The following is an 11,787-nucleotide window of genomic DNA, read 5'->3' on the forward strand; positions in this document are numbered from 1 at the left end:
GACTAAAACCATGACCGAAAAAAAATATATCGTTGCGCTCGACCAGGGCACTACCAGCTCCCGCGCTGTCGTAATGGATCATGACGCGAACATCGTCAGCGTGTCACAGCGCGAATTCGAGCAAATTTACCCTCGTCCAGGCTGGGTTGAGCATGACCCGATGGAAATCTGGGCGTCACAAAGCTCCACGCTGGTCGAAGTGCTGGCAAAAGCCGATATCAGTTCCGACGAGATTGCCGCCATCGGCATCACCAACCAGCGTGAAACCACCGTGGTGTGGGAGCGCGAAACCGGTAAGCCGATTTATAACGCTATCGTCTGGCAGTGTCGCCGTACCGCGGAGATCTGCGAAAAGCTGAAGCGCGACGGCATGGAAGAGTACATCCGTAGCGCCACCGGTCTGGTGATTGACCCGTATTTCTCCGGCACCAAAGTGAAGTGGATCCTCGACCACGTGGAAGGCTCGCGCGAGCGTGCAAGACGCGGCGAGCTGCTGTTCGGTACGGTCGATACCTGGCTTATCTGGAAGATGACCCAGGGGCGCGTCCACGTCACCGACTACACCAACGCCTCGCGTACCATGCTGTTCAACATCAACACCCTGGAGTGGGATGACAAGATGCTGGACGCGCTGGACATCCCGCGCGCCATGCTGCCGGACGTGCGTAAGTCTTCCGAAGTGTACGGCCAGACCAACATCGGCGGTAAGGGCGGCACGCGTATTCCAATCGCCGGGATCGCCGGTGACCAGCAGGCGGCTCTTTTCGGCCAGCTGTGCGTGAAAGAAGGGATGGCGAAAAACACCTACGGCACCGGCTGCTTTATGCTGATGAACACCGGCGAGAAAGCGGTGAAATCAGAAAACGGCCTGCTGACCACCATCGCCTGCGGCCCGCGCGGCGAAGTGAACTATGCCCTGGAAGGCGCGGTGTTCATGGCGGGGGCGTCGATTCAGTGGCTGCGCGACGAGATGAAGCTCATCAGCGACGCCTTCGACTCCGAGTACTTTGCGACCAAAGTGAAAGACACCAACGGCGTGTACGTGGTGCCTGCGTTCACCGGTCTGGGCGCGCCGTACTGGGATCCGTATGCCCGCGGCGCGATTTTCGGCCTGACGCGCGGCGTGAACTCTAACCACATCATCCGTGCGACGCTGGAATCCATCGCCTACCAGACGCGCGACGTGCTGGAAGCGATGCAGGCTGACTCCGGCATTCGTCTGCACGCCCTGCGCGTGGACGGCGGCGCGGTGGCTAACAACTTCCTGATGCAGTTCCAGTCCGACATCCTGGGCACCCGCGTGGAGCGCCCGGAAGTGCGTGAAGTGACGGCGCTGGGCGCGGCTTACCTCGCGGGTCTGGCGGTCGGCTTCTGGCAGAACCTGGACGAGCTGCAGGAGAAAGCGGTGATCGAGCGTGAGTTCCGTCCGGGCATCGAAACCACCGAGCGTAACTACCGCTACAGCGGCTGGAAAAAAGCGGTGAAACGCGCGCTGGCGTGGGAAGAGCACGAAGAGTAATCCAAACCCCAGCCCTCTCCCCAAAGGGGAGAGGGGACTTAGAACACCCTCGCCCCTTTGGGGAGAGGGTTAGGGTGAGGGGCTCAGACCGCACCACCCCTCCCCCTCACTTCTCTGTGTTAAACTTCGTGCAATTCCTTTTGACTGCACGAGTACCTCATGAAACGTGAACTGGCTATCGAGTTTTCCCGCGTCACCGAAGCTGCCGCACTGGCAGGCTATAAATGGCTGGGTCGTGGCGACAAAAATACCGCTGACGGCGCGGCCGTCCATGCCATGCGCATTGTCCTCAACCAGGTCAATATCGACGGCACCATCGTGATTGGCGAAGGCGAGATCGACGAAGCGCCGATGCTCTATATCGGTGAAAAAGTCGGTACGGGCAAAGGCGACGCCGTGGATATCGCGGTCGATCCGATCGAAGGCACCCGCATGACGGCCATGGGCCAGGCGAACGCCTTAGCGGTGCTGGCCGTGGGCGATAAGGGCTGCTTCCTCAACGCGCCGGATATGTACATGGAAAAGCTGATTGTCGGCCCGGGCGCGAAGGGCGCTATCGACCTCAGCCTGCCGCTGGAAGAGAACCTGCGCAACGTGGCGAAAGCCCTGAACAAACCCCTTAGCGAACTCACCGTGACCATTCTGGCGAAGCCGCGCCACGACGCCACCATCGCCCAGATGCAGACGCTCGGCGTGCGCGTGTTTGCCATTCCTGACGGCGACGTGGCGGCCTCCATTCTGACCTGCATGCCGGACAGCGAAGTGGACGTGCTTTACGGCATTGGCGGCGCGCCGGAAGGCGTGGTGTCGGCGGCGGTGATCCGCGCGCTGGACGGCGACATGCAGGCGCGTCTGCTGGCGCGTCATGACGTCAAAGGCGACAGCGAAGAGAACCGCCGCATCGGTGAAGACGAGCTGGCGCGCTGCGCGGCGATGGGCATCGAGGCCAATAAAGTTCTCGCGCTCAACGACATGGCGCGCAGCGATAACGTGGTCTTTTCCGCCACCGGCATTACCAAAGGCGATCTGCTGGACGGCATCACCCGCAAGGGCAACATGGCGACCACCGAAACGCTGCTGATCCGCGGTAAATCGCGCACCATTCGTCGCATTCAGTCTATCCACTATCTCGATCGCAAAGACCCGGACGTGCAGACGCACATTCTGTAAAACCGTTTGATCGATAGAGCTTTCCGGCCCGAATGGGCTGGAAATCTTCACCACAAGTACGGAAGATAGAGCAGAGAAACAGCACAGGAGAAGATCATGGCGGACTGGGTAACAGGTAAAGTCACAAAGATACAGTTCTGGACCGATGCGCTATTTAGTCTCACCGTCCATGCTCCCGTTCACCCGTTTACGGCCGGGCAGTTTGCGAAGCTGGGGCTGGACGTCGACGGCGAACGCGTGCAGCGCGCCTATTCGTACGTCAACGCGCCTGATAACCCTGACCTCGAGTTTTATCTTGTTACCGTGCCGGACGGCAAACTCAGCCCGCGCCTTGCCGCGCTGAAGCCCGGCGACGATGTGCAGATTGTCAGCGAAGCGGCGGGTTTCTTCGTGCTGGACGAAATTCCGGACTGCGACACCCTGTGGATGCTGGCTACCGGTACCGCCATCGGGCCTTATCTCTCTATTTTGCAGTACGGCAAAGACCTGGAGCGATTCAAAAACATCGTGCTGGTTCACGCCGCGCGCTATGCCGCTGACCTGAGCTATCTGCCGCAAATGCAGGAGCTGGAGCAGCAGTACGGCGGAAAGCTGAAAATTCAGACCGTGGTCAGCCGCGAAACCGCAGCAGGCTCGCTGACCGGGCGCGTCCCGGCGCTGATTGAAAGCGGAGCTTTAGAGGACGCGGTCGGTTTGCCGATGAACGTTGAAACCAGCCACGTGATGCTGTGCGGCAACCCGCAGATGGTTCGGGATACGCAGCAGCTTCTGAAGGACACCCGGCAGATGACCAAACATCTTCGTCGCCGACCGGGCCATATGACCGCTGAACACTACTGGTAATCAGCGATACTTCACTTCAAGGGTATCTTTCCCGTACTTATTTTCGCTCTGGGTGCCAATAAACGCGCCCAGATCGATAATCATCATCACGAAGATAATCGTTGGCAGCAGCAACCCAACGACCCAGGGCAGGATGGACGGAAGCATTGACCAGTTTCCTGCCACCAGCATCCACGCCAGCACAATCAGAAATGCCCACGCCCCGGAACGCCCCCGGTCGTGCAGGCGTTTTACCACCACCGCCGACGTCGGCCACAGCAGGCATACCAGCGCAAACGCCGCGGTCTGCGTGCTTAGCCAGGCATTGTAGGCCACGAAAAACAGGAGCAGCATGGCGACGATCCACGTCACCATCCAGATCCAAAAATCACGGCGTCCAATACGCCCTTTGAATGAAAACAGCCACTGCTGTATGGTCATGTAAGGTTCCTTCATTATTATATTGCGCGCATTTTACCCTGGAGTTGTGACCTTTTGACAAGCCGACCAGATATCGTTTTAATCATGAGCAACGACGGCCAGGGATTCCATTGATGAAAATTTCAGCACACTCCCTTTTACTCAGCGTAACCCTGCTGGGTGCCAGCCTTGCTCTGCACGCCGCCGAAACCTCCGCACCGGCAACCGCCCCTTACCTGCTGGCGGGTGCGCCTTCGTTCGATCAGTCGATAAGCCAGTTTCGCGAAGCCTTTAACCGTGACAATCCTACGCTGGCACTGGATGAGTTCCGCGCGATTGACGGCGCACGCGATACGCCAACCCTGACCCGTGCCGCCAGCAAAATTAATGAAAATCTGTATGCGTCCACCGCGCTGGAGCGCGGAACGCTCAAAATCAAAAGTATGCAGATAACCTGGCTGCCGATTCAGGGGCCGGAGCAAAAGGCCGCGAAGGCGAAAGCGCAGGAGTACATGAGCGCCATTTTACACGCCTTTACCCCGGCGTTGACCAAAGCGCAAAGCCAGCAAAAGCTGCAAAAACTCCTGGCCGCCGGTAAAAACAAACGCTATTACACCGACACCGAAGGGGCAGTTCGCTATGTTGTCGCAGATAACGGCGAAAAGGGACTGACCTTCGCTGTTGAACCGATTAAGCTTGCGCTATCTGACTCTCTCGGCGGGGCGAATTAATGACAAAAAGCAAAGCCTTTCGAGGGAAAATCTCTATACTGATTCACAGACCATGCTGCCCGTCCGGGTGGCCATATTCCTTAATTCGCTTATTTAGCGTGGAGAATTGAAATGCGACATCCTTTAGTGATGGGTAACTGGAAACTGAACGGCAGCCGCCACATGGTAAACGAGCTGGTTGCTAACCTGCGTAAAGAGCTGGCTGGCGTAACAGGCTGTGCGGTTGCTATCGCTCCGCCGGATATGTACCTGGATCTGGCTAAACGCGCCGCTGACGGCAGCCACATCGTACTGGGCGCGCAGAACGTTGACGTTAACCTGTCTGGCGCATTCACCGGTGAAACCTCCGCTGAAATGCTGAAAGATATCGGTGCGAAATACATCATCATCGGTCACTCTGAGCGTCGTACCTATCACAAAGAGTCTGACGAGTTCATCGCGAAGAAATTCGCCGTGCTGAAAGAGCAGGGTCTGATCCCGGTTCTCTGCATCGGTGAAACCGAAGCAGAAAACGAAGCGGGCAAAACGGAAGAAGTGTGCGCACGTCAGATCGACGCGGTGCTGAAAACTCAGGGCGCAGCAGCGTTCGAAGGCGCTGTAATCGCTTACGAACCAGTATGGGCAATCGGTACTGGCAAATCTGCAACCCCAGCGCAGGCGCAGGCCGTTCACAAATTCATCCGTGACCACATTGCTAAAGCAGACGCGAAAGTGGCTGAGCAAGTGATCATCCAGTACGGCGGTTCCGTAAACGCGTCTAACGCAGCAGAGCTGTTCACCCAGCCGGACATCGACGGCGCGCTGGTTGGCGGTGCATCCCTGAAAGCAGACGCTTTCGCGGTGATCGTTAAAGCAGCAGAAGCCGCTAAACAGGCGTAATCGCCTTTGTGGCGGGTGGCGCTTCGCTCACCCGCCCTGCGGTTCTGTAGGCCCGGTAAGCGTTAACGCCACCGGGCTTTTTTACAGCTGTCCCAGCACGCTAAACCACAGATAATCCAGCGGCAGCAGCACCAGATAGGTCGCGATCGCCAGCGCCACGCAGAGCAACATCCCCGCCCTTGCCGGCACCTTCCCTAATCCCATTGCCACCACAATCGGTGAAGCCTGATACGGCAGCAGCGGCGTGGAATACCCCAGAACCTGAATCATAATCACCGACAGCAGCGGAAAGCCCGTCGCGTCCGAGAAGCTCTGTGCGAGCGTGGTGTACAGCGCCGGAACGCCGTTGGCGGTCATGATGAAGTTAAGCGCGGTGGTGATCCCGGTCAGCGCCAGGAAGCTGGTGAACGGCCTGTCGGCGTCCAGCGGCATGACGTGCAGCAGCGCGTCGCCCACGGCGGCACCGATTCCGGTTTGCGTCACGGTTATCGCCAGCCCCAGAATGCCCGCCACGTAGATACAGGTGCGCATGTTCACTCCCGTCGAAAACTCTTCGCCGGTGATAAAACCAACGCGCGGCAGCAGCACAATGACCGACGCCGCCAGCCCGGTCCACGCCGGGCCGATACCGTGCCAGCTCTCCGTCACCCACATCACCAGCACCACCGCCAGCAGCCAGGCGAGGCGTTTTTCGTCACGGCCCATCGGTTCCGGCGCGGCGAGATCGCGCGCGGGTTTCGGGCTGCCGGGGAACAGCCAGCAGATAAGGCCTATCAGGATCAGTCCCTTGAGAAGACCGAGCACAGGCGTATGCAGCAGCAGATAGGGGACATAGTTCAGATGAATACCGTAAGATCCTTCCGCCGCGCCGCTCATGACGAGGTTCGGCACGTTAGCGGGCAGAATGGTCGCTGAAAGCTGGAACGTGCCGAAACCGACCGCCAGCGCCAGACCAAACCAGGCGCGCGAGCCGTCGGCAATGCTGGCGCGTTTTGCCATCGCCGCGACGATCGGCATCAGCAGCGCGATACGCCCCATGTTCGACGGCATGACGAAGGCCAGCGCGTAGCTCAACAGCACCACGCTCGCCACCATCAGCGGCCAGGAGTCGGTGAGTTTGGCCGACAGCGCCCGGGCAGCGCGATCCGCCAGGCCGGTCTTGCGGATCGCCACGCCGAGCACAAACCCGCTGAACACCAGCCAGAACGCCGACGACGCAAAGCCGCCGAAGATAACCTCCGGCGGCGCGATTTTGGCGGCCATCGCCACGGTGAAGAACAGCAGCGCGGTGAGAAACTCCGGCAGCAGCGACGTCGCCCACAGCACGATGGTGACGCCGACAATCAGTGAAGGCAGGAACAGAGGGTGAGTAAACCAGAGCGACATACCTGTCTCCTGTAGATTTTTTCAGCAAGTCTACGGCGACAGGCAGCGCGAGTAAACGCTATTTATGGTGGGGTCAATTCAGGATATCGCATTGATGATCCTGTAATTCCTCAGCCGACGCGCGGTTAAGGGCAAGCAGGTTACGCTCGGTCGCCAGCAGGACAAACGAGCCATCCGACTGCTGCGCCATTGCCAGCGCGAAGCGCCCCATGTGGTCGCGCGCTTCCGGCAGCTCTTCCGCCAGCATCATGAACGGACTGCGCTGTACCAGCTCGTTTTCCGTGACGCGGCGCGCGAGATACTCGTGCCCTTCCAGCCCGCCGGGGAACGGCAGCCATTGGGTGCTGATTTGCCCCTGACTGGCATTAAGCTTTTCGCGGACGTCCGGACGCAAGCAGGAGATATGAATATGGAAATGGTTTTGTGTGCGGCCGGTCGGGGAGTTGATGGTCAGCGAGATCGCGCTGTCCGGCACCTCCGTTCCGCGCTTCATGCTCATAAAGCTGCGCGACTGCCACGCCAGCCAGAAGAAGTTTGGCGTGTGGGACTCGGTCAGAAGCGGGCTTTCCGTGCCGTTGATGCGGTAGGTCGGCATCAGCAGGTACTGCAGCGGCCCGTTGCGGTCCTTAAACACCACGTAGCCCGCATCCGGCTTAACCTGCGCGCAGGGCGCCGGGTTACGGTTTTGCAGCTGGTTCGGCACGCACTGGTCAAGAACGATATGGCGTAATGCGTTTGGGTTGCCGGACTTCATCCACCACCAGCCGCCAGCGGCGAGCACCACGATGACCACAATCAATACAATACTCTTTTTCACAGCGCGTTCCCCGTATCCATTTGACGTGAAAGAGTAACGCAAAATGATGACCAAATAAAAAACCCGGCGGATTTCTCGCGCCGGGTCACCGTGTCGTTCTTTCTCAGCGCTTAGCGCTTGCTGATCTGGTCAAACGTGCCGCCGTTAGAGAAGTGCTCTTTCTGCGCTTTCGTCCAGCCGCCAAACTCATCGTCAATGGTGAAGAGTTTCAGTTTCGGGAATTCCCCTTCGTATTTCTTCGCAACAGCCGGATCGCGCGGACGGTAGAAGTTCTTCGCCGCAATTTCCTGGCCTTCCGGCGAGTAGAGATACTTCAGGTAGGCTTCCGCCACCGCTTTGGTGTCTTTCTTCTCAACCACTTTGTCGACGATAGAAACCGTTGGCTCCGCGAGGATCGATTCGCTTGGGGTCACGATTTCAAACTTGTCTTTGCCCAGCTCTTTGGTCGCCAGCAGGGCTTCGTTTTCCCACGCAATCAGCACGTCGCCGATGCCGCGCTCAACGAAGGTGTTGGTTGCGCCACGCGCGCCGGAGTCCAGCACTTCCACGTTTTTAAACAGCGCCTTCACGAACTCCTGAGCTTTCGCCTGATCGCCGTTGTTGTGGTGCAGCGCGTAGCCCCAGGCCGCCAGGTAGTTCCAGCGTGCGCCGCCGGAGCTTTTCGGGTTTGGCGTGATAACGGAAACGCCCGGCTTGATCAGGTCGTTCCAGTCATGAATTTGTTTTGGGTTGCCTTTGCGAACCAGGAAAACGATGGTCGATGTGTAAGGCGCGGAGTTGTCCGGCAGGCGTTTGATCCAGTTTTTATCGATACGACCGCGCTCAGCGATGGCATCCACGTCGTAGGCCAGCGCCAGGGTAACCACGTCGGCCTCAATGCCGTTGATTACCGACGTCGCCTGCTTACCGGAGCCGCCGTGCGACTGGCGAACCACCACGTTGTCGCCGGTTTCCTGTTTCCAGTGCGCCGCGAACGCTTTGTTGTATTGATCGTACAGTTCACGCGTCGGATCGTACGACACGTTCAGTAACTGGATGTCCTTAGCCAGAACGCTGGTCGATGCCAGCAATAACGTTAACCCCACTCCCCACTTATTCATCGCCCAGCTCTCTTATGTTGTGTTTTTGATGAATGCAGCGTGCCAGAAAGAGAACCGATGATTAAAGAATAAAAAAAGATTGGCTATAACGTAGAGGAATAAAAGAGGGAGATGAGCGGTCTGATGCCCTCACCCCAACCCTCTCCCACGGGAGAGGGAGCAACCATAAAAAACGGCAACCCGAGGGTTGCCGTTTTGCATTTACCTTGCCGTTACCCGGCTCAGTACAGTTTTTTCGCGCAGTCTAACCAGTCACCTTTGAACGGACGCTTCATGTTTTCAATCGCATCGATGATGTCATGGTGAACCAGTTTTTCGTTCTGAATACCGACGCAGCGACCGCCGTGCCCCTGCAGCAGCAGTTCGATAGCGTACGCGCCCATACGGGACGCCAGGATACGGTCGTAAGGGCCTGGGGAACCGCCGCGCTGAATGTGACCCAGTACGGTTGCGCGGGTTTCGCGCTTGGTTTCGGTTTCGATGTACTTCGCCAGCTCGTCAACGTCGCAGATGTGCTCGGTGATCGCCACGATCGCGTGTTTCTTACCTTTTGCGATGCCGGCTTTGATTTCGTTCACCAGGTCTTCACGGCTGAATTCCACTTCCGGAACCACCACGAACTCACAGCCACCGGCGATAGCCGCAGCCAGAGTCAGGTCACCGCAGTAACGGCCCATCACTTCAACGATGGAGATACGCTGGTGAGAAGAAGAGGTGTCACGCAGGCGGTCAATCGCTTCAACAACGGTACCCAGCGCGGTGAAGTAGCCGATGGTGTAGTCGGTGCCTTTGATGTCGTTGTCGATGGTGCCCGGCAGACCGATGCACGGGAAGCCCATTTCAGTCAGACGTTTTGCACCCATATAGGAACCGTCACCACCGATAACAACCAGTGCGTCCAGGCCACGCTTCTTCATGTTCTCGATAGCCACTTCACGAACGTGTTCGTCACGGAATTCCGGGAAGCGCGCGGAGCCGAGGAAAGTACCGCCACGGTTAATCATGTCTGACACGCTGTAGCGGTCGAGCTGAACCATGCGATCTTCATACAGGCCCAGATAACCGTCATAGACGCCAAAAACTTCCAGACCTTCCGTCAGCGCTGCACGGACAACCCCACGAATTGCCGCGTTCATGCCCGGCGCATCACCGCCGCTTGTCAACACACCGATTTTCTTAATCATGACTACCTCTGAACTTAGGAATGCAAAATTGAAATCTGTTGCCGGAAGAAACTGCTCGACCAACGAATACTGCAAATAGTATATCAATCACTTCCAGCTGAATTGATTCAGGTCAGACCAAATGGCGGTATTTTCTACACAAAATGCTGGCCTGGCTCACTTTTTTACAACGAATTACGAAAGCTCAAAATGTCTTGGTACGACTGAACAGGGATCCTGGTGGATGATGACGTCTGAACCAGGAAAACGCTGCAAAATCGCCTGCTCTACCTGCTCAGCCACCAAATGCGCCTGAACCAATGGCAGGTTGTCTTCCATTTCCAAATGAATCTGAATAAAGCGGGTCGGCCCTGACTGCCGCGTACGAAGATCGTGGGCACCGCTGACGCCAGGCCAGGATGTCACGATGGTATAAATTTCATCACGTTCTGCGTCGGGAAGCGCACGATCGAGCAGCGATTGCACCGCTTCGTACCCCATGCGCAGGGCGCTATACAAAATATAGATCCCAATCCCTAACGCGAATAATGCATCGGCACGATGCCAGCCATACCAGGCAAGGCCGAGCGCAATAAGAATTGCGCCATTCATCATAACATCAGACTGATAATGAAGCATATCTGCCCGTACAGCCTGGCTTTGCGTTTTTCGAACCACCCAGCGCTGGAACGTTACAAGAACCAAAGTGCAAATAAGTGCAATGACCGTCACCGCAACGCCCACGCCCGGATCGTTCATCGGGGTTGGGGAGACCAGATGCTGAATACCGGTCAAAAACAGGAACAGCGCAGAGCCAGAAATAAACATACTTTGCGCCAGCGCCGCCAGCGATTCCGCCTTGCCGTGTCCAAAAGTGTGCTCTTCATCCGCCGGTTGCAGCGAGTAACGCACTACCAGAAGGTTAGTCAGCGACGCGGCAATATCCACGAGTGAATCCACCAGCGCCGCCAGAATACTGACCGACCCGGTATACCACCACGCGAAAATTTTGATAATCAACAAACACGACGCCATCACCGTCGCGGCAATTGCGGCCCGGCTAACCAGCCGTCCATAGGTTTGATTCATAAACACTCCTGTCATGCCATGCCGCTAGTATAACGGATGCCCGGGGAGTCTAAGGATGAATAAACGGTTAACAAAGCTGAACAAAGGACAAAAAAAACCCCCACATCATGTGGGGGAAGACAGGGATGGTGTCTATGGCAAGGAAAACAGGGTTTTACTGGTTACTACGGGTATTGCTACTGAAAAGCGTCGTATCTGAGCTTCGCTGCATCCGTGCAACCTCACGCAACTGATCCATTCGTTGCTGATGTTTCTCGTTCAAAACCGCTTGCTGCTCGGGCGATAGCAGATGGAACATTTGGTTACGAACCCGGGCCATTTCGACCTGGCGGGCAACCAGTACTTGCGCCATTTTTTCTGCCTGAGCGCGCACAGCGCTTTCGTCAAAATTTTCTGCGGTGACAAGGCGATGCATTGTCTCCATTTCGCTAACATTAACAGGGGGCTGTTCGTGTCTTGCCCTCTGCATCAGATCTCGCATCTGTTGACGCTGATGTTCGGTTAAACTTATGCCGTCAAACATATGGCTTTGGCTGCTGTTCTGCGTTGCGCCCTCTCCCGAGAGCCCGTTGTCGCCGGTGATCGTTACGGCAGCCTGGCTAAACGCACTGAACGCCAGCGTTGAGGCCATGACGGCAGCGGTAACTTTGCGCATCACTTGCTCCCAAAATCTTTCGTGTCGCGATTCAAC

12 protein-coding genes are annotated in these 11,787 nt (G+C 57.2%); 5 read left to right on the forward strand and 7 right to left on the reverse strand.

The window, feature by feature from the left end:
- Positions 1–10 precede the first annotated feature (10 nt).
- The 3 genes from glpK to fpr all read left to right on the forward strand — a co-directional run bounded on the left by glpK (position 11) and on the right by fpr (position 3,532).
- Positions 11–1,519, forward strand: a complete 1,509-nt coding sequence (glpK, locus tag AB6V08_RS17335; protein WP_368544056.1) for a glycerol kinase GlpK — start codon at positions 11–13, stop codon at positions 1,517–1,519.
- A gap of 159 nt (positions 1,520–1,678) precedes the next feature.
- Positions 1,679–2,689, forward strand: coding sequence for a class II fructose-bisphosphatase (gene glpX / locus AB6V08_RS17340; protein ID WP_368544057.1), 1,011 nt, complete (start codon positions 1,679–1,681; stop codon positions 2,687–2,689).
- A gap of 96 nt (positions 2,690–2,785) precedes the next feature.
- Positions 2,786–3,532 (forward strand): ferredoxin--NADP(+) reductase, encoded by a 747-nt coding sequence (gene fpr, locus AB6V08_RS17345; RefSeq protein WP_368544058.1) that lies wholly within the window; start codon positions 2,786–2,788, stop codon positions 3,530–3,532.
- Here the strand turns inward: fpr and AB6V08_RS17350 are convergent, their stop codons facing one another.
- The gene (locus tag AB6V08_RS17350; RefSeq protein ID WP_368544059.1) at positions 3,533–3,952 is read right to left on the reverse strand and encodes a DUF805 domain-containing protein; all 420 of its coding nucleotides are present in this window, start codon (positions 3,950–3,952) and stop codon (positions 3,533–3,535) included.
- A gap of 113 nt (positions 3,953–4,065) precedes the next feature.
- Between AB6V08_RS17350 and AB6V08_RS17355 the strand changes: the two genes are divergently transcribed.
- Positions 4,066–4,662 (forward strand): DUF1454 family protein, encoded by a 597-nt coding sequence (locus AB6V08_RS17355; RefSeq protein WP_368544060.1) that lies wholly within the window; start codon positions 4,066–4,068, stop codon positions 4,660–4,662.
- A gap of 111 nt (positions 4,663–4,773) precedes the next feature.
- Positions 4,774–5,541, forward strand: coding sequence for a triose-phosphate isomerase (gene tpiA, locus AB6V08_RS17360; protein WP_006808674.1), 768 nt, complete (start codon positions 4,774–4,776; stop codon positions 5,539–5,541).
- Between the two features lie 81 nt (positions 5,542–5,622).
- Here tpiA and AB6V08_RS17365 read toward each other — a convergent pair whose 3' ends face one another.
- The 6 genes from AB6V08_RS17365 to cpxP form a co-directional block, all read right to left on the reverse strand.
- Positions 5,623–6,927, reverse strand: coding sequence for an SLC13 family permease (locus AB6V08_RS17365; protein WP_368544061.1), 1,305 nt, complete (start codon positions 6,925–6,927; stop codon positions 5,623–5,625).
- A gap of 73 nt (positions 6,928–7,000) precedes the next feature.
- A complete protein-coding gene (locus AB6V08_RS17370) occupies positions 7,001–7,744 on the reverse strand; it encodes a CDP-diacylglycerol diphosphatase (protein ID WP_368544062.1) in 744 nt (247 codons plus the stop codon).
- Positions 7,745–7,854: 110 nt separating this feature from the next.
- Positions 7,855–8,844, reverse strand: coding sequence for a sulfate ABC transporter substrate-binding protein (locus AB6V08_RS17375; RefSeq protein WP_368544064.1), 990 nt, complete (start codon positions 8,842–8,844; stop codon positions 7,855–7,857).
- 221 nt (positions 8,845–9,065) lie between these two features.
- Positions 9,066–10,028 (reverse strand): 6-phosphofructokinase, encoded by a 963-nt coding sequence (gene pfkA / locus AB6V08_RS17380; RefSeq protein ID WP_368544065.1) that lies wholly within the window; start codon positions 10,026–10,028, stop codon positions 9,066–9,068.
- A gap of 174 nt (positions 10,029–10,202) precedes the next feature.
- On the reverse strand, positions 10,203–11,096 hold the full coding sequence (fieF, locus tag AB6V08_RS17385) for a CDF family cation-efflux transporter FieF (RefSeq protein WP_368544066.1): 894 nt from the start codon (positions 11,094–11,096) through the stop codon (positions 10,203–10,205).
- 154 nt (positions 11,097–11,250) lie between these two features.
- Positions 11,251–11,751 carry a cell-envelope stress modulator CpxP gene (gene cpxP / locus AB6V08_RS17390; protein ID WP_368544067.1) on the reverse strand — a complete coding sequence of 167 codons (501 nt, stop codon included), beginning with the start codon at positions 11,749–11,751 and terminating at the stop codon, positions 11,251–11,253.
- Between the last annotated feature and the right edge of the window lie 36 nt (positions 11,752–11,787).

This window comes from Enterobacter soli, from assembly GCF_964208575.1.
Classification (GTDB): domain Bacteria; phylum Pseudomonadota; class Gammaproteobacteria; order Enterobacterales; family Enterobacteriaceae; genus Enterobacter; species Enterobacter soli_A.

Excerpts from the sequence above, each read along its gene's own strand:
- pfkA (WP_368544065.1), bottom strand. The coding sequence starts at position 10,028 with ATGATTAAGAAAATCGGTGTGTTGACAAGCGGCGGTGATGCGCCGGGC.
- fieF (WP_368544066.1), bottom strand. The coding sequence starts at position 11,096 with ATGAATCAAACCTATGGACGGCTGGTTAGCCGGGCCGCAATTGCCGCG.
- AB6V08_RS17375 (WP_368544064.1), bottom strand. The coding sequence starts at position 8,844 with ATGAATAAGTGGGGAGTGGGGTTAACGTTATTGCTGGCATCGACCAGC.
- AB6V08_RS17365 (WP_368544061.1), bottom strand. The coding sequence starts at position 6,927 with ATGTCGCTCTGGTTTACTCACCCTCTGTTCCTGCCTTCACTGATTGTC.
- tpiA (WP_006808674.1), top strand. The coding sequence starts at position 4,774 with ATGCGACATCCTTTAGTGATGGGTAACTGGAAACTGAACGGCAGCCGC.
- glpK (WP_368544056.1), top strand. The coding sequence starts at position 11 with ATGACCGAAAAAAAATATATCGTTGCGCTCGACCAGGGCACTACCAGC.
- glpX (WP_368544057.1), top strand. The coding sequence starts at position 1,679 with ATGAAACGTGAACTGGCTATCGAGTTTTCCCGCGTCACCGAAGCTGCC.
- cpxP (WP_368544067.1), bottom strand. The coding sequence starts at position 11,751 with ATGCGCAAAGTTACCGCTGCCGTCATGGCCTCAACGCTGGCGTTCAGT.
- AB6V08_RS17350 (WP_368544059.1), bottom strand. The coding sequence starts at position 3,952 with ATGACCATACAGCAGTGGCTGTTTTCATTCAAAGGGCGTATTGGACGC.
- AB6V08_RS17355 (WP_368544060.1), top strand. The coding sequence starts at position 4,066 with ATGAAAATTTCAGCACACTCCCTTTTACTCAGCGTAACCCTGCTGGGT.
- fpr (WP_368544058.1), top strand. The coding sequence starts at position 2,786 with ATGGCGGACTGGGTAACAGGTAAAGTCACAAAGATACAGTTCTGGACC.